The sequence below is a fragment of the Gemmatimonas sp. genome (assembly GCF_027531815.1).
Lineage (GTDB): Bacteria > Gemmatimonadota > Gemmatimonadetes > Gemmatimonadales > Gemmatimonadaceae > Gemmatimonas.
On record NZ_JAPZSK010000014.1, the window covers coordinates 1 to 23,191 of the forward strand.

21 protein-coding genes are annotated in these 23,191 nt (G+C 68.8%); 15 read left to right on the plus strand and 6 right to left on the minus strand.

The genetic code is table 11. From position 1 onward, the window contains the following. The first annotated feature begins 291 nt into the window (after positions 1-291). From O9271_RS15540 to O9271_RS15575, 8 genes are all read left to right on the plus strand, one after another. The gene (locus O9271_RS15540) at positions 292-2,493 is read left to right on the plus strand and encodes a hypothetical protein (protein WP_298271648.1); all 2,202 of its coding nucleotides are present in this window, start codon (positions 292-294) and stop codon (positions 2,491-2,493) included. Position 2,494: 1 nt separating this feature from the next. Beyond that, positions 2,495-3,724 (plus strand): HD domain-containing protein, encoded by a 1,230-nt coding sequence (locus O9271_RS15545; RefSeq protein WP_298271651.1) that lies wholly within the window; start codon positions 2,495-2,497, stop codon positions 3,722-3,724. A gap of 118 nt (positions 3,725-3,842) precedes the next feature. Next, positions 3,843-5,885 carry a hypothetical protein gene (locus O9271_RS15550; protein WP_298271654.1) on the plus strand — a complete coding sequence of 681 codons (2,043 nt, stop codon included), beginning with the start codon at positions 3,843-3,845 and terminating at the stop codon, positions 5,883-5,885. Then, positions 5,882-7,087 carry an HD domain-containing phosphohydrolase gene (locus O9271_RS15555; RefSeq protein WP_298271656.1) on the plus strand — a complete coding sequence of 402 codons (1,206 nt, stop codon included), beginning with the start codon at positions 5,882-5,884 and terminating at the stop codon, positions 7,085-7,087. Before O9271_RS15550 ends, O9271_RS15555 begins: the two co-directional genes overlap by 4 nt. Positions 7,088-7,135: 48 nt before the next feature. Next, positions 7,136-7,873 (plus strand): cytochrome c biogenesis protein CcdA, encoded by a 738-nt coding sequence (locus tag O9271_RS15560; RefSeq protein ID WP_298271659.1) that lies wholly within the window; start codon positions 7,136-7,138, stop codon positions 7,871-7,873. A gap of 97 nt (positions 7,874-7,970) precedes the next feature. Then, positions 7,971-8,474, plus strand: coding sequence for a TlpA disulfide reductase family protein (locus tag O9271_RS15565; protein WP_298271661.1), 504 nt, complete (start codon positions 7,971-7,973; stop codon positions 8,472-8,474). A gap of 133 nt (positions 8,475-8,607) precedes the next feature. After that, complete coding sequence (locus O9271_RS15570; protein WP_298271663.1) at positions 8,608-9,645, plus strand: LacI family DNA-binding transcriptional regulator; 1,038 nt, start codon at positions 8,608-8,610, stop codon at positions 9,643-9,645. A gap of 136 nt (positions 9,646-9,781) precedes the next feature. Beyond that, positions 9,782-10,879: a glycerophosphodiester phosphodiesterase family protein gene (locus O9271_RS15575; RefSeq protein ID WP_298271668.1), complete on the plus strand. Its 1,098-nt coding sequence runs from the start codon at positions 9,782-9,784 to the stop codon at positions 10,877-10,879. On the opposite strand, the gene O9271_RS15580 is transcribed toward O9271_RS15575, so the two are convergent. Continuing rightward, positions 10,809-11,225, minus strand: coding sequence for an MGMT family protein (locus O9271_RS15580; protein ID WP_298271672.1), 417 nt, complete (start codon positions 11,223-11,225; stop codon positions 10,809-10,811). The two genes, O9271_RS15575 and O9271_RS15580, sit on opposite strands and share 71 nt — an antisense overlap. Before the next feature lie 232 nt (positions 11,226-11,457). After that, positions 11,458-11,934, minus strand: coding sequence for a tRNA (cytidine(34)-2'-O)-methyltransferase (locus O9271_RS15585; RefSeq protein WP_298271674.1), 477 nt, complete (start codon positions 11,932-11,934; stop codon positions 11,458-11,460). Between the two features lie 44 nt (positions 11,935-11,978). On the opposite strand from O9271_RS15585, the gene O9271_RS15590 reads away from it, so the two are divergent. Further along, positions 11,979-12,368 (plus strand): DCC1-like thiol-disulfide oxidoreductase family protein, encoded by a 390-nt coding sequence (locus O9271_RS15590; protein ID WP_298271676.1) that lies wholly within the window; start codon positions 11,979-11,981, stop codon positions 12,366-12,368. 57 nt (positions 12,369-12,425) lie between these two features. Here O9271_RS15590 and O9271_RS15595 read toward each other — a convergent pair whose 3' ends face one another. Together O9271_RS15595 and O9271_RS15600 are read right to left on the minus strand one after the other, a co-directional pair. Continuing rightward, the gene (locus O9271_RS15595; RefSeq protein WP_298271678.1) at positions 12,426-13,904 is read right to left on the minus strand and encodes a pyridoxal-dependent decarboxylase; all 1,479 of its coding nucleotides are present in this window, start codon (positions 13,902-13,904) and stop codon (positions 12,426-12,428) included. Between the two features lie 18 nt (positions 13,905-13,922). Further along, positions 13,923-14,951: a hypothetical protein gene (locus O9271_RS15600; protein WP_298271680.1), complete on the minus strand. Its 1,029-nt coding sequence runs from the start codon at positions 14,949-14,951 to the stop codon at positions 13,923-13,925. Between the two features lie 123 nt (positions 14,952-15,074). Here O9271_RS15600 and O9271_RS15605 point away from each other — a divergent pair, with 123 nt between their 5' ends. Next, positions 15,075-16,256, plus strand: a complete 1,182-nt coding sequence (locus O9271_RS15605) for a sugar phosphate nucleotidyltransferase (protein WP_298271682.1) — start codon at positions 15,075-15,077, stop codon at positions 16,254-16,256. A 543-nt stretch (positions 16,257-16,799) separates the two neighbouring features. Here O9271_RS15605 and O9271_RS15610 read toward each other — a convergent pair. Beyond that, entirely contained in the window at positions 16,800-17,588 is a 789-nt protein-coding gene (locus tag O9271_RS15610; RefSeq protein WP_298271685.1) for an enoyl-CoA hydratase-related protein, read from the minus strand. Positions 17,589-17,794: 206 nt separating this feature from the next. On the opposite strand from O9271_RS15610, the gene O9271_RS15615 reads away from it, so the two are divergent. Beyond that, a complete protein-coding gene (locus O9271_RS15615; RefSeq protein ID WP_298271688.1) occupies positions 17,795-18,277 on the plus strand; it encodes a hypothetical protein in 483 nt (160 codons plus the stop codon). On the opposite strand, the gene O9271_RS15620 is transcribed toward O9271_RS15615, so the two are convergent. Next, positions 18,225-18,827 carry a 2'-5' RNA ligase family protein gene (locus tag O9271_RS15620; protein ID WP_298271689.1) on the minus strand — a complete coding sequence of 201 codons (603 nt, stop codon included), beginning with the start codon at positions 18,825-18,827 and terminating at the stop codon, positions 18,225-18,227. The genes O9271_RS15615 and O9271_RS15620 overlap by 53 nt on opposite strands. A gap of 53 nt (positions 18,828-18,880) precedes the next feature. Here O9271_RS15620 and O9271_RS15625 point away from each other — a divergent pair, with 53 nt between their 5' ends. The 4 genes from O9271_RS15625 (at position 18,881) to O9271_RS15640 (ending at position 23,189) form a co-directional block, all read left to right on the plus strand. Further along, a complete protein-coding gene (locus tag O9271_RS15625) occupies positions 18,881-19,150 on the plus strand; it encodes a DUF2007 domain-containing protein (RefSeq protein ID WP_298271691.1) in 270 nt (89 codons plus the stop codon). A 76-nt stretch (positions 19,151-19,226) separates the two neighbouring features. Beyond that, complete coding sequence (locus tag O9271_RS15630; RefSeq protein ID WP_298271695.1) at positions 19,227-20,306, plus strand: L-threonylcarbamoyladenylate synthase; 1,080 nt, start codon at positions 19,227-19,229, stop codon at positions 20,304-20,306. A 14-nt stretch (positions 20,307-20,320) separates the two neighbouring features. Further along, the gene (locus O9271_RS15635) at positions 20,321-21,235 is read left to right on the plus strand and encodes an enoyl-[acyl-carrier-protein] reductase (protein WP_298271697.1); all 915 of its coding nucleotides are present in this window, start codon (positions 20,321-20,323) and stop codon (positions 21,233-21,235) included. 10 nt (positions 21,236-21,245) lie between these two features. Further along, the gene (locus tag O9271_RS15640; protein WP_298271700.1) at positions 21,246-23,189 is read left to right on the plus strand and encodes an ATP-binding protein; all 1,944 of its coding nucleotides are present in this window, start codon (positions 21,246-21,248) and stop codon (positions 23,187-23,189) included. Positions 23,190-23,191: the final 2 nt, after the last annotated feature.

Genomic DNA, 23,191 nt, shown 5'->3' on the forward strand with positions numbered 1-23,191 from the left:
TCAACACCCGCCGCATTCTCGAGCCCTTGGGATATGTTTCCCCTGCGGAGTTCGAGGATCAGTATTACCGCACCCAAGCGGCTCCTGCGGAGCGCTTGGCACTCAACTAACCGAGTCTCCACGAAAGCCGGTGCGGTTCAGAATGACGGAAGCTGTACGGGGCGTAATCTAGAACGCCCGGGAAGTCATCTCCCGGGACAGGTTGCGACCATGGTGCAAGTGTAGCCGCACCCCCTGTGGATCGTCACTATTCGCAGACTCTCCGCCACTTCGGCGAACGCCGATCATCCCGTGACCACGCCCGCACAGTTCCATCACGACGCCGCCCCCGACACCGCCGTTCCCGCACTCCCGGGTGACGGGGGCATGTGGGTGCGCCCGGTACTCACGCGGCTGGCGATGGCACTCGGCCGACGGCGCGCGTACGGTCCCGCCCACCCGATGGTCGTGGAGGCGGAAACGGCCCTCGCCGACGAGCTCACCACCCTCGTACACACCGGCCGCAGCATTGCCCTTGGCGTGGCGTACCGCGAGCTCCTCGTCGACGGCGCCCCGCTCACCTCCGCGGGAGCGCTGGGACGGGACCTCGCGGAACGGCTCTACCGGCGCGGCATCGGCGCCGTCACGATCCAGCGCGGCGTCACCGCCGACGGCGTGCGCACCATGTTGGGGTGGATCGCCCAGGAGGGCGACGCCGACCGCGAGGAACCGCCGCCAGAGGTCGTCGGCTTTTCGGTGGGGCGCGTGGCCTACGATCGCCTGGCCCTCTCCGATGACGAGACCGTCAAGGCGGAGGTGGACGCACTGTGGCGCGCCCTGGCCGAAGTCGCCTTCGACAACGACCGCTCCTGGCAACAGCAGCACCGGAAGCTGGAAGACGCCACGCCGGAGGAGGTCGCCGACTCCATCCGGCGGCACCTGCGTCGGCGCGGCTATGCCGAACGGGTGGGGTTCGTGCTGGGCAACATGGCCGGGCAGGTCGGCCGCGCCGTGCCGGCCGTGCGCGATGAAGTGGGAGCGCGCCTGCAGGGGCTCATGCGCCGCTTGGGCGGACAGTCGATCGCTACCGTCCTGCACGCCGTGGGGAATGGCCGCGAGCAACGCCACTTCATCAAGAACATGGCCGACGCATTGCCGGTGAAGGCGGTCGTGGAGTGGATGGAAATGGCTGCCCTGGCCAGCGACCAGGAGCTGTCGCACCACCTGCTCCGCATCCTCAGCAAGCTGTCGGTGCACGGGGGAAACCGTCGCGGGCGTCCGGGCGCACCCGACGTCTTTCTCGATTTCACCCGGGATCTGGTGGACGGATGGGAGCTCGGCGATCCCAACCCGGAGGAGCACCTGGCGCTGCTCGACCAGATCGCCATGATTGGCGCGGCCGTGCCCCGGGCCCTTCCGGCGGGGAGCGCCACCATGGGCGAGGCGAGTCTCGTCGGCAGCGCCGCCGAAGCTGCACGCCTCGTGCAGATGGCCTGTGAAATCGATGAGGCGGGCGCGGACGCACTCGCGGCCGTCGAAGCCCTGGTGGCGGCCCGGCACACGCAGCGCGTGCTCGCCTGGCTGGCTGTGGCCCCCGGACCCGCAGCGGCCACGGCGCTGCGGGCGCACCTGCTGAGTCCTGCCGCCATCATGGGCATCCTGCTGTGCGATCCCCTCGATACCACCGCCGCGCGCCTGGTGCTCGACGAGGTGGATTCCAGCAGCGCACCGACGTTGCTCGACGCACTGCAGGCGGCGTCCTCCCGCGTCGCCCGCCGCATGATTTACGAGCGGCTGCGGACCGAGGGCACGGCACTCTTCCCCGAGCTACGACGCCGGCTCAATGGCGCCCCGCCCTGGTACTTCGTGCGCAACCTGCTGGCCCTCATGCGCGACATCGGCGTGCGCCTGGGTGGCGCCGACGGCGGGTTGTGGATCTCCGATGTGGCCGCGTTCCAGAGCCATCCGCGCGAACAGGTGCGCATGGAAGCGCTGCGCATGCTGGTGCACGACCTGCGATCGCGCGAAGCGGCCATCTGTCGAGCCCTCGACGATGACAGCCCCAGGATCGTGACCGCCGCCGTCGACGCGGCGGTCGCCATGGTGCAGGGCACCACCGGCCCCCATGAACCACACGCCACCGGCGAAGTGCCGTCGCGGGTGGTGCTCACCCGCGACATCGCCACCCGGCTCATGCGGGTGGTGGACCGGGCGGATGACGATGCCCTGGTGCAGGTACGCGCCATCCGCGCGCTGGCGGCCGCCAACGGTCCCACCGTGCGCAGCTGGTTGCTGCAGCGCGTGACCAAGCGCTCGCGCCTCCTGCGGCGCCTCAAGCTGGCCAGGCCCTCGCAAGCGGGATTCACCGCCGTCGACATCCTGCGCGCCCAGTATGCCGATCACCCCGAGGTGCGCCGCGTACTGACGCTCGTGGAGGAGCAGTGGGCCCCTCGTCGTGCCCGCGGCGATGGCCGCCCGGTGCCACGCCCTGCGGGCAACAGCACGTGGGAGTGACGTGACCCCCACCGCGCGCTTCCTCGTGGCCGTGGGGCAGGCACTCGCAGCCATGGCACTCTACGCCATGGGGCATCCCGCGCGCACCCGCGCGCGCGAACGGCTGCGCGACGCCCTGCTGCACGCCATTGCCGAACACGGAGCCGTCCGCCTGTCGTTCATGGAGCACGACGTGATCTCCTTCACTGGGGTGCTGTCGGAACTGCGAGGCTGGGACTGGACGGGCCGGTTCATGGGCGCCGGAATTGGCCGCCTCGAAGTGGATGCCGTGCCGGTGCCCACCGACGACGATCTCGAGATGCTACTCGAGGCGCTGCACGCACGTCTCACCGCACCGGCGGGTGCCGAATTCGCCCCTTTTGCCGAGCGCGGCGTGAGAATCGGCCCCCTTGGCGTCATCGCAGTAATTGACGACGCGGAGCAGGTCGATCTGGTGGACGCCCTCGCTGCAGCCACGCTCTCCCCGGAGACGGACTGCGTGCGCTGGATTCACGATCAGGTGGCACGCCAGAGTATCGTGCCCATGGCCGAGGTCGAGGCGGTGATTCACGGGCTGGCCGTGGCCATGCACCACGATCAGCGCATCGTGCTCCCGCTGCTCGAACTCAAGACCCAGGACCAGTACACCACCACGCACTCGTGCAACGTGGCCATGCTGACCATGGGTCTCGCGGAGGAAGTGGGGTTGAGCAGCGGTGATGTGCGCGCGATCGGTACGGCCGCGCTGCTGCACGACATCGGCAAGGTGCGCGTATCGCTGGACGTGCTGGTCAAACCCGGCAAGCTCACCGACGACGAGTATGCCGAGATGAAACGGCATACGGTAGAAGGCGCGCGCATCCTCTCCGCGCGCGGGCGCGGGCATGCCCTGGCCGCCATCGTTGCCTACGAACATCACGTGTGGGAGAATGGACAGGGTGGCTACCCCGTCTTCCGCTACCAGCGCCAGTGTCATTACGCGAGCCGCCTCGTGCATGTCTGCGACCTGTACGACGCCCTCAGTACCGATCGTCCCTATCGCAAGGCGTGGGCGCGCCACCGCACCCTCGACATGCTGCGTGGCCAGTCTGGAGTGGAAGTGGATAGTGAGCTGGTGGACGCCTTCATCCGGCTCGTGGAACGCACCGGTGAACAGCGACAGCCCCTATCGGAAACACCGCAGGATGACTGGAATGCTGCGCTCAAGCGTACCGCCCAGGACCTCACTGCCCCCGGCACGCCGGTCGCCTGAGCCCGTTCGGCGCGGCGCCTTGGGTCCGTTGGCGCTGACCGGCCCCCCCGCCGTCAGGATCGACCGCCGTTTGCGTTGCAGATTCGCCGGAATGGCGTCGATATAGCAGAGACCAGCCATGTCGTCCGCTTCATCTTCCGCTCCAGTCGCTGCGCCGCTCACCACGACGCTGTCGCGCCTCATGCTCGCCATTGCCCGACGTCGAGCATACAGTGACGGGCACCCCATGGTGACCGAAGCCGACGCGCTGGTGGCCGACACCCTCGGTCCGTATCTCGAGGCGCACGGGTCGCTGTCGCTGGCCGTGGCCAGCCGCGAGCTGCTGGTAGACGGTAAGCCGGCCCCGGCCGGCGCGGTGGCGAAGGAGCTGGCAATCCGGCTCCATCAGCTCAACATCGGGGCGGTGCGCATGCACCCGGGGATGTCACGTGAGGCCATCTCCACCTTCGTAGCGCTGCTCGCCCGGCGCGCGGCCGACGTCCGCCCGCACGACCCGTTTCCCGACATGCCCGGTATTGCCGTGGGGCGCCTCGATTTCGACGCCCTTGGCCTCGCCGACCAAGCATCGGTCCAGACCGCCAGCACGCAACTCTGGCGGACACTCGCCCAGCGCGTGCTCGCTGCCATGGGCGCCGACGCCGGCTCCGGGGCGGACGCCGAGGGCAGTACCCCCACCACATTGGGCGCCGCGCTGTCCCACGCGTCCGCCAATGACGGAGCGGCCCGGCAGGCCTTCGAAGCGCTGAACGGCATGGCAGAGCAGGTCCGCATGGCCCCGCGCCGCGTCCAGCACGAGATCGGCGACCAGCTCCAGGCGCTGCTCTCGGCCACCGAACAGAGCGCCATGGTCTCCGCACTGCGCGCCGGCTCCGGTGACTCACGCGCCCGCCTGGTGGCCAACATGGTGGACGTGCTGCCGGCGGCGGCGGTCGTACAGTGGCTCAACTCCGCGGCCAAGGCGTCGGGCAGGGACCTGTCGCCGCACCTGCTGCGGCTGCTGTCCAAGATGTCGGTGCACTTCCGCGGGCGTCGCCCGGACGTGGCAGCCGAGGAACTGCGCGCGGCCGCCCGTGAGCTGGTCGAAGACTGGAATCTGGCCGAGCCCAATCCCGCGGAACACGCCCTGTTTCTCGACACCCTGGCCCTATGGAGCGCGCACGGCGAAGGCCACGCAGGGTCCGGTCGAGACGCCACCCTCGACCCGCGCACAGCGGAGGCGAGTCGCCTCGTGCAGATGGCCATCGAGATCGACGTCGTGTCGGAGGACCTGTCGTTGGCCGTGCAACGGCTTGCCGACGACGGCCATACCGCCGCCGTGCTGTCATGGATCGAGCACAGTGCCTCTCCCGCGCTGCGGCACCGCTTGCGCTCGCTCATGCTCACACCGGCCTCCATGCTGCAGGTGCTGCTGGCTACCCCGTTCGATGCGGTCGAAGCCCAGCGACTGCTCGATGCCACGCCGGCCGACGCATGCGATGTGCTCCTGGAGGCGCTCGAACGGTGCGAGTCGCGCACCGGGCGCCGCCTCATCTTCGACCGGCTGCGTACCATGCCGTCGAGTATCGCCACGGACGTGTGCGCGCGGCTCAGCCGCCCCACGCCGTGGTTCTTGGCGCGCAATCTGCTGGCCCTGCTGCGCGATCTGTCTCTGGCGGATCCCGAAGTGGTGGAGCGTCTCACGCCAGGACCACTCCTGTCCTTCCAGCGACACGAGCGGGCCGCCGTGCGCCGCGAGGCGGTGCGGCTGCTGGTGCAGTTCCCTGCGGCCCGGGCGGCCGCCTTGCGCCGCGCGCTGGACGACGCGACCCCGGATGTGCAGCATACCGCCATTGACGCTGCGTATGCGTGGCGCTCGCAGCCCTGGGCGCCCGACGTGGCGCAGCGGCTGCTCGGGCTGGCCGCCAATGACGCGCTCGACGTGGCCTTGCGTGAGAAGGCGCTGCGCGCCGTGGGCGCGACCGTGATCCCCGAGGTGCGTAGCTGGCTGCTGGCGCACGTGAGTCGCCGATCGGCGTTACGCAGCGCCGCCAAGCTGGCCGCCATCACCCCCACCGTGCGCGCGGCGCTCCAGCTGTTGGCCAGCCGCTGGAACAACGATGCCGAGGCGCAGCCGGTGCTCACCCTGGCCCGCAAGGCGAATCTTGTGGGAGGGGAGGCATGACCACCGCCGCACCGTCCGACACCCGCCCGGTGGTGGAGTGGCTGCTCAGCTTGGGGCAGGCGCTGTCGGCGCTGGCTTTGTATGGCAGCGACCATCCTTCACAGACGGCCAGCTGTGCGCGAGCGCACGAGAAGCTCCAGGCGGCGCTGGCGGTGTGGCCCGGCATGCGCATCACCCTGCTCGACGACGACCTGGTCGTGGGGCGACAGGTACTCATCGAGATGCGGCGGTGGGAGCTGGGTGGACGGCTCTCGCGTGCCGGCGTCCAGCGCATTGAAGTCAACGGCCCCCTCGTATCCGCGACGAGCTTCACGCTCTTTCTCGACCACCTGCACCGGGCGCTTCTACCGGCGGCCGCGCCGCTGGCGCAAGCCATCGTGCTTGACGGCCTGCAGTTCGGCCCGGTGGCGCTGCTGGCCACCACTGAAGCGGACACCCTTTCCTCGCTCGCCGCGGCACAGGACGACGCGGACGCCCCCCAGCTCGCGCAATGGCTGGAAGACGGACTGGTCGAGGAGCTCGACACCTTCAGCTGGATCTCGGCGGAGGTCGCCGCCACCCGCCGCGTCCCCATGCGGGAGGTGGAAACGGTCATCCGCAGCCTGTCGCTGGCCATGCAGACCGAGCAGGATGCATTGTTGCCCCTGGTGAAGCTGAAGTCGGTGGACCAGTACACCACCGTGCACGCCTGCAACGTGGCCATGCTGAGCATGGGCTTGGCCGAGTCGTTGGGGTTCGGGTCCAGGGAGGTGCGCGCGGTAGGAACGGCAGCGCTCCTGCACGATATCGGCAAGGTGCGGCTCCCCGCCGAGCTGCTGTCGCACCCGGGGGCACTCAGCACGAGGGAGCAGGAAATCATGCGCACGCATCCGGTGGAAGGGGCCCGTCTGCTGGGTGAGCGTGGCGCGGGGAACGCCCTCGCGGCCATCGTGGCCTATGAGCATCACATCTGGGCCAACGGCGAAGGCGGGTACCCGGGGTACACCTTTCCGCGGCGCCCGCACTTCGTGAGCCGGCTGGTGCAGGTGTGTGATGTCTACGATGCGCTGTCCACAGAGCGGCCGTACCGCGCCGCCTGGCCGCGCGCCCGCACGCTGCAGCACATGCGGCTCCAGGCAGGACGTGAGCTCGACTACGAGCTGCTGCTGGCGTTCTTCGACCTCATCGACCGCGCCGAACAGCGACGGGGTAGTACCGACTAGGCCGCGGCGTCTGGGAACGCTATCCCCGGGCGCGCCGTATTGTGGGCGATGGCCCTTCTCCAGATCGCCGACGTCACGGCTCAGCTTTCCGGCAGCCCCGCTGCCGCCCTTCCGCTCCTGTTCGGCGCGGGGGTTCTCACGAGCCTCACGCCGTGCGTGTACCCCATGATTCCCATCACCGCTGCCATTGTCGGCGGACAGTCATCATCGGAGCAGCTTGGCGTCACTACCGCGTCAAAGTGGCGACCGCTTGGCCTTTCGATGGTGTACGTGGTGGGACTCGCCAGCGTCTACGCCGGGCTCGGCCTGCTCGCCGGCCTCACCGGCACCATGTTCGGCACCGTGTCGGCCAATCCGTGGGCGTACTTCACCATGGCCAACCTGCTGCTCATTGCCGGCCTGTCCATGCTCGACGTCATCCCCGTGCGTGTGCCCACCGCGCTCATGCAGCGCGCCGCCAACGCCGGTACCGGCGGACGGGTCGCGGGCGCCTTCATCATGGGGGCCGCCTCCGGTCTCGTGGCAGCCCCCTGCTCCGCCCCCGTCATGGCCGCCGTGCTCACCTGGGTCTCCACGACCCGCTCGGCGCTGCTCGGCTTCACCTACCTCTTCACCTTCTCCCTCGGGATGTGCACGCTCCTCGTGCTCGTGGGGATCTCTGCCGGCACACTGTCGCGATTACCGCGCGCTGGTGCGTGGATGCTGACAATCAAGAAGCTGTTTGCCTTCGTCATGATCGCCATGGCCGAGTACTATTTGGTGAAGATGGGGCAGGTGTACTTCTAGGCCGCCCCTGCGGCACAGCCGACCAGTGCTGGGTTATGAGTTCGAGTGTCGGGTTTCGAGCTTTACACCCGGAACGCACAACCCGAACCCAGAACCCATGACGACTCTGTTTCGCACCGTGCGCCACGCCGCCATCCTCGTGGCCGTGGCCGCCGCCCCTGCTCTGGCCCAGGATCTGGGCATCGCCGTGGGCGAACAGGCCCCGGGCGGCCCGCTCGAGACGCTCGCCGGTCAGGCCGTCGATCTGTCCACGTTCCTCGGCAAGCAACAGCCCACCGTGATCGAGTTCTGGGCCACCTGGTGCGGCAACTGCAAGCAACTCGAGCCCGCCATGCGGGCCGCGCACGCCGCGTACGGCAAGACCGTGCGCTTCGTCACGGTGGCCGTGTCGGTCAACCAGTCGGTCGAACGCGTCAGGGCCTGGCAAGCTGCCAACAAGATGCCCGGTGAACTGCTGTACGATCGCAAGGGCACCGTGAGCGGTGCCTATGACGTGCCTGCCACGAGCTACGTGGTCATTGCCGACAAGAACGGCAAGATCGTGTACACCGGCGTGGGCGGTACGCAGAATCTGACGGCGGCGATCAAGAAGGCCATGTAACGCCGCCGCACGACGCCCACGCACATCGCTGTAACGTGTTACATTTTGGGGGATTGGAAATCCAGTCCGAACCGGCAGTTGAGGCGCGGTGCCTCCTCCCGGCTTCCCGCCTCCCTCCTGCTGTGAGACCCGTGTGAGTACTCCTCAGACGCCCACCATTCGCGACGTCGCCAAGGCAGCCGGTGTGTCCATCGCCACCGTGTCCCGCGTCCTCAACGACGCCGCCCGCGTCACCGAAGACACCCGGCACCGGGTGCGGGCAGTCGTCGACAAGATGGGCTATGCCCCCCACGGTGGCACCCGCAGCGTGATGGTCCGGCGCACGCGCACGTTGGGGGTCCTCCTGCCGGAGCTGTATGGCGAGTTCTTCTCCGAGTTCATACGCGGTATCGACGAGACCGCCAAGAAGCATGGCTTCCTGACGCTCGTCACCAGTGCCCGGCGGGAGGCCCACGAAATCGCCGCCGCCGTGAGCAACATGCGGGGGCGCGTCGACGGCTTCCTTGCGGTGTCGCCCTCGGTGGCCGCTCGCGCAACACTCGCCGAAGTGGCTGAACGCTATCCCACCGTCCTCGTGGGCGCCGGCAGCGATGTCGGCGACTTTGCCGCCCTGTCGGTGAACAACTTCCAGGGCGCCGCCACCATGATGAAACACCTCCTGTCGCTGGGGCATCGCCGCATCGTGTTTCTGCGCGGCCCGGCCGGTCAGGTGGATGCCGGAGAGCGCCTCCACGCCGTGCGGGAAGTGGCCAACTGGTACGACGACTGCGACCTCATCGAGCTGGCCGGCGAGTTCCGCATGGATACCGCCTACGAGGCGGTCGCGCAGCTGCTGCAGAGTGGCGAGCGTCCCGATGCGATCTTCGCCGCCAACGACACGATGGCCATCGGCGCCATCTCCGCGGTGCGCGACGCCGACCTGCGCGTCCCCGACGACATCGCCATTACGGGGTTCGACGATACGCCCATGACGCGCTTCCTGTCGCCACCGCTCACCACGGTGCGCATGCCCATCTACGCGCTCGGCGAGCGCGCCGCCCTGCGCCTCATCGACACGTTGCGCGGTGGCGGCACCGCGGTGCCGGCGAACCACGAAATCCTGCCGGCGCAGCTGGTCATCCGCTCCAGCTGCGGCGCGGCCCGCAAGATGATGGAGGCCGCCGACAGCTGACGGGCCTTGCCCATCGGGCCTTGCCCATCGGGCCTTGCCCCGCCGGAGCGCACGGCGAGGTGCAGACCGCGGTAAGCATTGCGTAACGGCCGACGCCCGCAATTGACGGGCGTCGGATGAGCGGGGACGTTATGGCATGCCCACCGCCGCACGTCCCCGCGCTGCGTTTCCGCATCGCCCGCTCATCATGATGGCCACTGCCCTGCTGGGCACTGCCACGGCATGCACGCGCCCAACGGCCACACCGGCAGCCACGTTCTCCGGCGCCGCGCGCGCGTTCGAGATCATCGGCCATCGGGGCGCCGCAGGGCTCGCGCCGGAAAACACGCTCGCCTCCTTCTCCCGCGCCTGCGCGGTGGGAGTGGACGGTATCGAGCTGGACGTGCACCTGAGCGCCGACGAGCATGTCGTGGTGCACCACGATTACGCGTTGCACCCCGATCTCACGCGCGACCGAGCGGGCGCGTACAGCATCACGGAACCGCGCCCGCTCCTGCGCACCCTGCCGTTGCCGGCCCTGCGGGAGTACGACGTGGGACGGGTGCGCCCAACCAGCGAGTCCGCAGCGCGGCATCCGGAGCAGCGTGCCGCCGACGGGGCGCGTATTCCCACCCTCGACGAAGTCATCACGCTGTTCCTGCGTGATTGCGCACCGCCCACCCGCCTGGTGGTGGAGATCAAGACCGATCCCACCCAACCGGCCGTCAGTGCCGCGCCGCAGCAGCTGGTGGCGCGTACGCTCGACGTGCTGCGCGCGCGCAAGGTGACCAATCGCACACAGATCATCGCGTTCGATTGGCGCGTGGCCATGCTGGTGCATCGCGACGCGCCCGATATGCCCACGAGTATCCTCACCGGCGAAGGGCGCACCGAAAAGGACGGGAACACCGTGCAGATCGGCCGCGTCGGCGCATCGCCGTGGATGGGCGGGCTCGACGTGGATGATTTCGGTGGGTCGGTACCGCGTGCCATTCGCTCGGCCGGCGGCCGCAATTGGTCGCCGAACGCGGCGAGCCTCACCCGTGAGCGCCTCGTGGAGGCCCACCGGCTGGGGGTGCGTGTCTATCCCTACACGGTCAACGACACCACCGAGATGCGACGCCTGCTCGAGCTGGGCGTGGACGGCATCACGACCGATCGCCCCGATCTCCTGCGCGCGGTCGTCAGCTGCGACGCCGCGCCGACGGCACCACACCCGTCGTTTCCGTGCTCGGCTCGACGTAGCGCGCGTTGAATTCCGCGACGCGGCCACGATAGCCCACCGTCACCCCATCGTCGGCCAGCAGGTCGGCCTGCGTCCGCCCGGACGCGTCGAAAAGCACACGGCCGATTGCCCCGCGATGCGCCAGTACCCGGTGCCAGGGTACCGACTCGCGATCGGGGTCGAAGCGACGCGCGAGCAGGAACATGACATGCCGCACCGGTACCCCAAGGAAGGTGCTGATCGCATCAACCGTGGTGAGGCGACCGGCTGGGATGGAGCGCACCACGGCCAGGACGTCGGCGTTCATGCGCGTGTATGTGGCCTTGATCGCGAGCGCGTGGCCGAACAGCGAGGCACGCGCATCGAGCATCATCATGCTCATGGAAGCTTTCCAGCGTCAGACAAACGGAGGGCGCCATGCAGGCGGGCGGGACCCGGTGTCCCGGGCGCGCCTATGGTAGGGCGGGCAGGCGCGTTCGTGCAACAGGGAACGCTGCGGGTCGTCCCGCATTCGACCGGTTCCGTCAAGGTTCTGCCGCTTTGTTACAGGACAACAACCAATACCGGACCTCGGGTCAGCCGAATCAATTCCCATGCGTCCCAATGATTTAGGTCCGTGTCACCCGCCGCTGGCGCAATGCCTCGTATACGGCAATGCCCACGCTCGTGGACAGGTTGAGCGACCGGATGGGTGGCGAGGCGGACATGGGAAGCGTCACGAAGCGTTCCGCGTAGCGCTCGTGCAGCGCGGGGGGCAACCCGCCCGTCTCGCGCCCGAACACCAGGACCGTGCCCTCGCCGGTCGCCAGCGGCGCATCCCAGAACGGCTGCCGTCCGCGAGCGGAAAAGAACCAGGGGTCGCCGAACTGTGGCAGCGCCGCCTCGAAGTCGGCCCACGTCTTCCAGACACGCAGATCCACGTGCGCCCAGTAGTCGAGCCCGGCGCGCTTCACTTCGCGCTCACCCAGGGAGAAGCCGAGCGGTTCGATGAGATGGAGCACCGCACCGGTCGCCAGGCAGGTGCGCCCCGCGTTGCCGGTGTTCCAGTGAATTTCGGGGTGGACCAGCACGACGTGAAGTGACATGGTGTAATGGTGCGCCTGCGCCCCCGTCCCGCCAATACGTCATCGTGAATCCGCCCACCATCGTCTTTTTCGATGGCCTGTGTGGGCTGTGCAACGGCTTTGTCGATTTCCTGTTGCGGCACGATCGCGCGCACCGGTTGCGCTTTGCACCGCTGCAGGGCGCTACCGCGGCCGCGTACCCCGGCCTCCCGAGCGGCATGGACACTGTCGTGGTGGTGCACCACGGTCGTGTGCTGCTGCGCACCGATGCGGCGCTGCTCGTGCTCCAGCAACTCGGCGGCCTGTTTGCGTTGAGCCGCGTGCTCACTGCCGTCCCGCGGACGTGGCGCGATGCCGTGTACCGCGTGATTGCCCGGCATCGCTATCGCTGGTTCGGACGCCGCGCGCAGTGCCGCCTGCCTGCGCCGCACGAGGCCCTGTGGTTTCTCCCGTAGCCTCCGTGTGCGGGCGCGACCTTCGGGAAGCGCCGCGTCCTGCCGCGCGCATCGGCGTCAGCGGTGGTGCTTGAGCACGTAGGCCGCCTCAGCTTCGAGCCCATCCACGAGGGCGTCGATGTGCGAAACGTCGGTCCGCGCGTTCATCACCGTGATGCGCAGCACGCGCCGTCCGTCGAGGGCGGTGGCCGTAATCCACCCACGTCCGCTGCGATTGTAGCGCTCACGCAGCGCGTTGGTGAGCGCGTCGCGCTCCTCGGGGCTCACGCCCGGCACGTTCCAGGCAAAGCACAGGATGTTGCTTTCCGGCTCGTGCAGCGGCGTGAACAGCGCATGGTCGGCCAGGCGCGCGTACAGCGTCTGCGCCATGTGGCAGAGTCGGTCGTACAGTGCCGCGAGTGCATCGGCCCCGTAGCGTTCGAATGCCACCCACAGCTTGAGCACATCGGCACGCCGTGAGCACTGGAAGCTGCGCGGCCCCATGTCCCACGCGCGCGCGTCGTCGTTCGGGGTGAACAGATAGGGAGCCTGCTGCGAGAAGGCGGCGTCCAGGTCGTGTTCCTCACGCATGAGCAGCAGCCCCGCCGCGAGCGGCAGCAACAGGGTCTTGTGCGGATCCCAGGCCACCGATCGCGCGCGCGCGATCCCGCGTACCCGGTGCGCGTGCGTGCGTGAAAGCAGCGCCGCCCCGCCATGTGCGGCGTCTACGTGCAGCCACAGCGGCTCGCCCCGATCGCCGAACTCGGCGCAGGCATCGGCCACCGCGTCGAGATCATCGAACGCCCCGGTGGCGGTGCAGCCGGCGGTGGCCACGACGGCCATCACGCGCTCCCCGCGGGAGCGCAACGTGGCCAGCGTATCGCGCAGCGCCGGAACGCTCAGGCGGTGCGCCTCGCTGCGCACCGTCACCACCCGCTCCATGCCCAGCCCCATGTTGCCGGCGGCGCGCGCCACGGCGTAATGCGCATGCTCACCACACACCAGCACCGGTGGATCGGCCCCCACGCCGCGGCTCCACACGTCGGGGATGGCGCGACGGCGCGCGGCCAGCAGCGCGGTGAAGGTGGCCTCGGTGCCGCCACTCGTCATGGTACCACCCGCACGCGAATCCCAACCCAGCAGGTCCGTCATCCACTCCACGACCTGATGCTCGAGCGGCGTGAAGGAGGGAGACATCTCCCGCACCGCCATGCTCTGATTCAGCGCGCTGATCAGCGCATCCGTCCACACGGCCGCCGGCAGGGGCGCCGACACCTGATGCCCGATGTACATGGGGTGCGCCAGACGGTTCACGTCTTCCAGCAGCAACGACGACAGCCGCCGTGCCACATCGGCCAACGGGCGCGACCGGCGCGGCATCGACTCCTGCAACCGGCCGGCGATGACCTCGGCGCTATGCCAGGTGGAGACTGGCCCCTCCCCAAGGCGCGTGCCGGTCAGGTAGTCGGCGGCCAGCGCCAGAATCGGGCGCGCCGCCTCCAGGGAGGTATCGGCTTCCAGCAGGGCCAGTGCCTCGAGCGCCGCGTCGTCGGTCATGGCCGTACGTTACCGATGCTACCCGCCGTACGGAATGAGCCGGTAGTGATGGGGATCCCAGCGCCAGTGCCGCACGGTGGTGTTGTACACGCCGCCAATCCAGCGATCGATCCCGTTCACCTTCACGAAATCGGCGCGATCACGCACCATGTCCTGCCCCAGCGGGGTCAGCTGCACGGTGCGCTCCCAGAAGGCCTTGCCGTCGGTGTCGCGCAGCGGCGCAATGACCCGCGAGCCATTCACATGCGTGACCAGCGGATGCGCGCAGTCGCTGAGCCGCTGCACATACCACGCGAAACTCCAGTCACCCAGCCACACCCACGATTCCGCGCTCTGGTGCGCCGCAAACAGCTTGGCCAACGGGAGCGCCCCGGGCGACAACGCTTCGCACAGTTGCCGCTCGCAACGTGACAGCCCGGCCTGTGTATCGGGGTACTCCTCCAGCTGCCGTCGCAGCGCCGGCGCCAGATGCGGCAGCCGCACCGCGTCGTCGTAGGCGTAGGCGCGCGCCCGCACCTCGCGATCGATGCGATCGGTCACCGCAAGCAACGCCTCCGGCGTATCGGCCGTGAACGCATCCCACGTCGCGCTGGCGAGCGCGAAATCCCCAGCGGTCACCTGACGGCGTGCCTCGTACAGCGGCACGAACTTCTCGGGCTGCAGCGGACCAAGAAAGCAATCGGCCGGCGCGATCGTCACCGTGGGCCGCTCGGCGAGCGGACGGCGCGCCACCCGGGCCATCACCTGGATGAGCTGCAGCTGGTCGAAGAGGTCGGGCTCGAACCACAGGACGAGCTCATCCGTGGCCCCCACACCGTCGAGCCGGGCATCGCGCTCGGCAAAATCGGCGACCGCCGAGGACTGACTCTGCCAGCCGCGGCTGGCCAGGAATTCCCCACGCACGCGCCGAAAGGCGGCGAGATCGTGATCCGACGGGACCGGCCCGTCGTGGAGCATATCGCGCCACGACAGCAGGTCGCCGGGCAGCCCCGAACGGGCCAAAGCGGTCACGGCGTGATCGCCGTTGGTGAGGTGCAGGGTCAGCATGAGTTCGCGTAAGTTGCAGATATCTTGTCCCGCCCCGGTCCGGATCGCTAGTCACAACGCGTGCGGTCCGAGCCGTCGGCGGACGTGTACCCCCGGTGCATCCAACGACATACTCGCCGACCGATGTCCGAGACCCGCGTCGTCAGTCCAACTGCTCCCACCTCGGTCACGAACACCGACGCCCTCGCGGCCGGTACCCTCGAGGAGGTCGATCTCGAGGCCATGCTCGGCACCGGCACCGCCATGTGGGCCGTCGTGTTCGCCGGCGGGATCGGCACGCGTTTCTGGCCACTCAGCACGCCGCGCCGGCCCAAGCAGGTGCTGGCCCTCGTGAACGAACGGCCGCTCATCGCCGATACCGTGGCGCGTCTGGCCCCCCTGGTGCCCGCCGAACGGGTGCTTGTGGTGACGAGCGCCGACATCGCCGATGCGCTGCACGAGGCCATTCCCGAGGTACCGCGCAGCAACCTGCTCATCGAGCCGCGGCCGCTCGGTACCGCGGCCGCGCTGGCGTGGGGGGCGCAGGAAGTCTCCCGACGGGCGGGACCGGACACGGTGTTTGTCGCGCTGCACGCCGACCTGGCCGTGGGGTACCCCGAGGTGCTGCGCGACAGTCTCCGCCGCGCCGCCGCCATTGCCGCGGCCGACAGTGCGCTGGTGGCCCTCGGCGCCCGTCCCACCCGCGCCGAAACCGGCTTCGGCTATCTCCAGCCCGGCATGCCGCTCGACCCCCTGCAGTCGCGCGCCGAAGGTGGTGCCTGCCGCGTGGAGCATTTCGTGGAGAAACCGGGCGCGGCGTTGGCCGACGTGCTCATCGAGCGCGGCGCACTCTGGAATACGGGCATCTTCGTGTGGCGCGCCCGCGTGGTCCTGGACGAACTCGACCGGCACACCGCCGAGGTGCGGCACGGCCTGCCACTGCTCGCCGCCGGGGCCATGGAGCAATTCGCCGAGCTGGTGTCGAGCGTCTCCATCGACCGTGGCCTGCTCGAACGTTCTCCCAACGTGGTGGTGCTCCCCGCCGACATGGAGTGGGACGACGTCGGCACCTGGGCATCACTGCGCCGCGTCCGCGAACTCGATGATACCGGCAACGGCGTCATGGGCCAGGTGCACTGCGTCGACTGCAGCGGCAATGTCATTCATGCCGACGGCTGCTGCGTGGTGGCCTATGGCATCAGCGGTATGATCGTGGTCAGCATCGACGGACTCACTTTCGTCACCACGCAGGATCGCGCCACCGAACTGGGGCCGCTGCTGAACGCCCTGCCGGGGAGCCTGCGCTTCAACCCGGGTGGGCACTGAGGGCAGACAGGCCGGATTGCTCGGAGGTCGGACGCCGGAGGTCGGATGTCGGACCCCGGAGGTCGGACGCCGGAGGTCGGATGTCGGACCCCGGACGTCGGAGGTCGGACGCCGGAGGTCGGATCCATGCCGGAGGTCGGAGTCCCGATACCGCGTTCGGAGATCGGAAGCCGGAGGGGCGAATGCCGCACCCCCTCCGACCTCGGACCTCCGAACGCCGTGTCCCATCTCGGACATCCGGCATGCATCCGACGTCCGACCTCCGGTCATCCGATACATCCGATACATCCGATACATCCCGGGTCGGCACTGAGGGCAGACAGGCCGGATTGCTCGGAGGTCGGACGCCGGAGGTCGGATCCATGCCGGAGGTCGGAGTCCCGATACCGCGTTCGGAGATCGGAAGTCGGAGGGGTGAATGACGCATACCCTCCGACCTCGGACCTCCGAACGCCGTGTCCCATCTCGGACATCCGGCATGCATCCGACGTCCGACCTCCGGTCATCCGATACATCCGACATCCGATGCAGCCGGGCGTCGGCTCACTCTCCCCGAAACACCGGCGTCCGCTTCTCATGGAAGGCCATCATCGCCTCCCGCACGTCCCCGCTGGCAAAGCAGGTGCGAATGTGCGTCAGCTCCTCGCGCAGCTGCTGATCGAGTGATGCGTCGGCGCTGCCCAGCAGCAGCCGTTTGGTCAGCGCGAACGCCAGCGGCGGCCCGGCCGCCAGACGCGCCGCGTAGGCGGCCACGTTGGCGGCGAACTCGTCGGCCGCCCACACGTGGCTTACCAACCCCATGCGTTCCGCCTCGTCGGCGCTGATGTCGCGGCCGGTGAGCACGAGGTCAGCGGCGCGGGCGTGTCCCACCAGCCTCGGCAGGAACCAGGTCACGCCGGCATCGGGGGAGAGCCCGCGCCGCACGTAGCCGGCGGTGCATGAGGCGGTCGCGCTCATCACGCGCAGATCGCAGGCCAGCATGAGACCGAAGCCGGCGCCGGCTGCCACCCCATTCACCGCGGCGAGCACCGGTTTCTCGCATTGCGTCACGGCGTGCACCCACTCGCCGACCCAGTGGTACGGATCGAGCCGCTCGGCACGCGACGCGCCAGGCGTGGCCGGCTCACCCAGATCGAGCCCCGCGCAGAACCCGCGACCCGCACCCGTGATCACCACCACCCGCACCGCATCGTCACGCGCCGCCTCGCGCAGCACGCGAGGCAGCGCCACCGCCAACCCGGGATTCACCGCATTCAGCTTCTCCGGCCGATCGAGCGTGATGGTGCGCACGCCGGCGTCGGTGGTGATCTGCAAAGGCTGGTTGTTGTGCATGCGTGTGAAGGGGTCGTGGTGAGGAGGGGCGAAACGCGTTCCGCCATCAGTTCTAGCGCTCGGTCTGCGATTCTGCACGCCAGTTGTCTGCAATCACGAGGGAATTGCGCGCCCCCCACTACCATCAGCGCGGGTCCGCTCGCTAGATCACACCGCATCTCCCCGTGGTACTGATCGTCCCTGCCTGATTCGTCTGCTCCCGCCCCATGGCCCCGTCCCGTTCCGCTGCGGCTCGCGCCGCCGACCCGTCGGTCGAAGCTCCCAGTCCCATCTCCTGCTGTGATGCGCTGGCGCGCACTGCCACCGAAACGTGCCGGCAGCACGAGCGCCTGGCGCGCCTCATGTCGCTGGGCGTGGCACAAAGCGAGTTGGAAGCGGCGCACGCCATGGTGGACACCATCGATTTGGCGCTCGCCGAAACGGTGCGGGATTTCGAGCGGGTGTGCGCCACGATTCCCGTGACCGATCAGGCAGACCTGCGGCATGCGGCCAACGCCATGTGGCTGTCGGCACGCGAGTATCTGCGTCGGCACAGCATCGCGGAGAAGGCCTCCCAACAGATTGCCCAGCGCGATGCCGACACGCTGGGCGACTTGCAGATGGAGTACGAGCTCGAGGCGTCGGCGCTGCTGGGACTCAAGCAGGCGACCGCGACCTACCAGAAGCTGCGCCCTGATACGCGCGGCTGAGATTGGCACCTTCGGTGGCCGTGCCCGCGAGCGGCAACCGAAAGAGCAAGGAGCTCGGCTGCGGGTCGCGTGTCAGGTACACCTGCAGGGTATCGATGATCGCCGGTGCCGCGACCCGAACCGCGAGCAGTTCCCGCTCGTGTCTGGGCGTGAGCGTGGGATAGAAGGTGAGCGTGCAGTGCGGCGAAAACAGAAAGCGCGAGCGCTTGAAGGGCAGCCCGCTGCGCGCGATGCGCTCGTGCAGGGCACGCAGCGGCCCGTTGGGATCGAGCGGCAGGGAAATGATGTCGGTTTGCATGAACCGATGCGGCGCGCCAAAGGGCAACTGCATGGGCGGTGTGCTGGAGGCAATCGGTTCCAGTGCCGCGCGAATGCGTTCGACCGGCGTGTCGGTGGGGATGGCCCCCACCCCCGAGGATCCCACCAGCGTCACATGCGGCGGGGTCAACCGGGCCAGCTTCGGATCGTAGCGTTGCTGAATGGCGCGTACGGCCGCACCGGCTTCCCCGGGAAGCTCGGCCAGCACGAAGATTCCGAACGAAGCGGGCATTCAGGCAACATAGTGCCCTCACGAAGCCCTCGGCCGCGTGGTAACTTCGCCGCATGGGCGAAGCCATGATGGTCATCCGCGAGTATGTCAATGAAATGGAAGCGCTGGTCGCGCGCAGCGTACTCGAGGCGCACCAGATTCCCGCCGTGGTGCTGCGCGACGACGCGGGCGGCATGCTCCCGGCCATGCGGCTGATCTATCCCGTGCGGTTGGCGGTGCCGTCCGCCGATGCCACGCAGGCGCTGCGCATTCTCGACGCGCCCTACGAGCCCGACGACGACCAGCCGTACGGCACCTCGTTCGATTCCTCTCCCAACCGCTGATCGCGGCGCCCCGATCACGGTTGGCGTCAGGCTCGCTCGCGACGTGCTCCGGCCAGCCGTATGCTAGCTTTCGGCCATGTCCGTCGTCCCGGTCGACACCACGTATCCTGAGGCCGCCGTCATCGCCGACGCCGCCGCGCGGCTGCAGGCGGGCGAACTGGTCGCGTTTCCCACGGAGACGGTGTACGGCCTCGGGGCCAACGCCCTCGACCCGGCTGCGGTTCAACGCATTTACGCCGCCAAGGGACGCCCCGCGTGGAACCCCGTCATTGCGCACGTCCCCTCCATTGACGCGGCGCGGGCCCTCGCTCGCGAATGGCCGGCCAGCGCCCAGATGCTGGCTGAGGCGTTCTGGCCGGGGCCACTGACGCTGGTGGTGCCCAAGGCGGCCCACGTTCCTGCGGTGGCCACGGCGGGACTCGACGCGGTGGCCGTGCGGGTACCGGCGCACCCCGTGGCGCTGGCACTGCTGCGCGCGGCAGGCGTGCCGATTGCGGCGCCGAGTGCCAACCGCTTCACGCAGATCAGCCCCACCACGGCCTGGCACGTCGTGCAGTCGCTGGGCGATCGGGTACCGCTGGTGCTCAACGGCGGCCCGTGCAGCGTGGGCATCGAGAGCACGGTGGTGGACTGCACGGGCGAGGAGGTCATCATCCTGCGTCCGGGCATGCTGGGCCGCGAGTCACTCGAACGCGTGCTGGCTCCGCTCGGCATGCCCGTGCGGCATGCGGTCCGACGCATTGCCCACGACCTGACGGCGCTGCCCCAAGGCCCCGATGCGATCCCACGGTCGCCAGGCATGGCCGATCGCCATTACGCCCCCCGCGCCGATGTGTGGCTCTTCGACACGGCACAGCGTGCGGAAATCGAGGAAGCGCTCGAGCGCTGGCATGCCGAACGGCAGCGCGACGACCAGGGCGCAGTGCCCGTGCACGCGCTCGTGCGCACGGGCCCGCTGGGCCACGGCGACCGCTTGCTGCCCGATCACGTGCAGCAGCGCCGCATGCCAGACGATCCGGCCGCCTATGCGCGCACCCTGTATAGCGCACTGCACGATGCCGATCAGGCGAACGCAGGGCTGATCCTCATCGAGGCGCCACCAGACGCGCCCGGATGGGACGGTGTACGTGACCGCCTCACACGCGCGGCCCGGTAGACTATGTTTCGCCCATGCTACCCATCGACCTGACCGGCAAGCGCGCCCTCGTGGCGGGTGTCGCCGATGACAACGGCTTCGGCTGGGCCATCGCCAAGGCGTTCGCCGAAGCGGGAGCCAGCGTGTGTGTCGCCACCTGGCCGCCGGCGCTCAACATCTTCCTCAACCTGTTCGAACGCGGGAAGCTCGAAGAGAGCCGGGCCATGCCCGATGGCTCCAAGCTCACCTTCGAGCGTATCTATCCGCTCGACGCCATGTTCGACGCGTTCGACGATGTCCCGGAAGAGGTCCGCGAGAACAAGCGCTACAAGGATCTGGGTGACTATTCCATCAGCGGGGTCGCCAATCGTCTGGTCGCCGATTTCGGCGAACAGCCGCTCGACATCGTCTTCCACTCGCTGGCCAACGGGCCCGAAGTCAAGAAGCCGCTGCTCGAAGTGAGCCGCGCCGGCTATCTCGCGGCCTCCAGCGCCAGTGCGTATTCGCTCGTGTCCATGGTGCAGCGGCTCGGGCCGCTCATGCGTCAGGGCGGGGCATTCTGCTCTCTCACCTACATGGCCAGCGAAAAGGCCATCCCGGGGTATGGCGGCGGCATGTCGTCGGCCAAGGCCCAGCTCGAGAGCGATACCCGGCTGCTCGCGTACGAGGCCGGGCGCCAGTGGGGCCACCGCGTGAACACCATCTCGGCGGGCCCGTATGCCTCACGCGCGGCAAGCGCGATCGGCATCATCGAGAACATGGTGAAATACTGCACCGCCAATTCCCCCATCCCCGAAGAGCTGTCCGCTCGTGAGGTGGGGACCACGGCGGCGTTCCTCTGCAGCCCCCTCGCGAGCGGCATCACCGGATCCACGGTCTACGTGGACAAGGGCTACCATGCCATGGGCATGGCGGTCGCGCCGCCGAGCGAGGATCGCACCCCGCGCTGAGTCCTGCCGCGTGCCCGACTCGCTCAGCACCCCCAGCGACTCGTCGCCGGCCGTCGACACGCTGACGGCCGCGCGGGGGCTCGGGCTGCGTGCACGCCTGCTGCTCATGGTGCTGGTGGCGCTCACGCCACCTACCATCATTGCCGTCTTCTTCGATGTGCGCGCCAGCGGGTCGTACCGCGTCGCGCTGCTGGCGCTCTCGCTGGCGCTGTCGCTGGGGCTCGCCTACGCGGTGGGCTCCATGATCGTCACCGCCGTCGAGTCACTCACCGCCGATGCGCATGCCCTCGCCGCCGGTGTGAGCGGACACCGCTCCACCATTCGCTCGAGCGACGAGATCGGGCTGCTGGCGCTGGCGCTCAACCAGATGGCCGATACCGTCGAGCGTCGCAATGCGGCCCTGGCCGACAACGAGCGGCGCTATCGCTTCCTGTTCGAATCCAACCCGCTCCCCATGTGGGCGTGGGACGCCGAGACGACGAACATCCTGGCGGTGAATGAGGCCGCCATTGAGAAATACGGATACGATCGCGACACCTTCCTGTTCAAGCGCATCGTCGATCTGCTCGACCCCGAGGAGCTGCCGCGTTTCAGCGGCGCCCGGCTCCCCTTCTCCGAAGCACGTCAGACCGCCGGGACCTGGATGCATCGCACCGCCGTCGGGCAGCGCATCGAGATGGAGGTCATCACCACCAGCTCGCGTCGGCTGGGGCGCGCCAGCTGGCTGAGCGTCGGCATCGATGTGACCGCGCGCCGCGAGGCGGAACGCGCCCTGTCGCGCAGTGAGGAGCAGCTGCGGCAGTCGCAGAAGATGGAAGCGATCGGCACCTTCGCCGGTGGCATTTCCCACGACTTCAACAACCTGCTCACCGGGATGCTCGGGTATTGCGACCTGCTCCTCACGCAGCTGCCCGCCGACAGCATGGTGCGCGAGGACGTGAGCGAGATTCGGACCCTCGCCGTACGCGGCACCGAGCTGTCGCGCCAGATTCTCGCGATGAGCCGCCGGCAGATGCTGCAGCCGACGATGCTCGACCCCAATGAGATGGTCCGTGGCCTCGACCGTCTGCTGCGGCGCGTCATCGGCGAAAACATCGAAGTGGCCATCGAACTGGACAGCGCCGTGGGCACGGTGCACGCCGATGCCGCGCAGCTGGAACAGACGCTGCTCAACCTCGTGAGCAATGCCCGCGACGCCATGCCGCAGGGTGGTCGAGTCACGATCGTCACGGCGGTGCTCGACGCGACCGAAATTCGCCGGCTGCGCCTCGATAAGCAGCTGGAATGGATGGCGATTCGCGTGCGCGACGAGGGCATGGGGATGAGTGAGCAGGTGCGGCAGCACATCTTCGAGCCGTTCTTCACGACCAAGCCCAAGGGCAAGGGCTCCGGGCTGGGACTCGCGCTGGCGTCCAACGTGATGGATCAGCTGGGGGGCGAGATTCGTGTGGACTCCGCCCCGGGAGAGGGCACCACCATGCACCTGCTGCTGCCACGACGCGCGGGCACCGTCGCGGTGGCCACCGTACTGGATGAGCCGCCGGAGCAGCTCGACGGACAGGAGACCGTGCTGCTCAGTGAAGATGAAGCCGCCGTGCGCACCGTGGCCGTGGCCGCGCTCGAGCGGCGAGGCTATCGTGTGCTCGCCGCCGCCGATGGCGAGGGAGCGCTCGCCCTGTCGCACGCCTTCCCTGGGCCCATCGATCTGCTCGTCACCGATGTGGTGATGCCGGGGATGAACGGGCGCGAACTGGCCGATCGCCTCACCCGGAGCCGCCCCGGCATACAGGTGCTGTACGTCTCCGGCTACACCGAAGACTCCGAATTGCTCGCCGGGTTGACCGCCGAGACACGGTCACTGCTCCCCAAGCCCTTCACGTCACTCGATCTGGCCCGCCGCGTGCGCGCCGCACTCGACGGGGCCCGGGAGTCACGCCGCGCGCCAACCGGGTAACT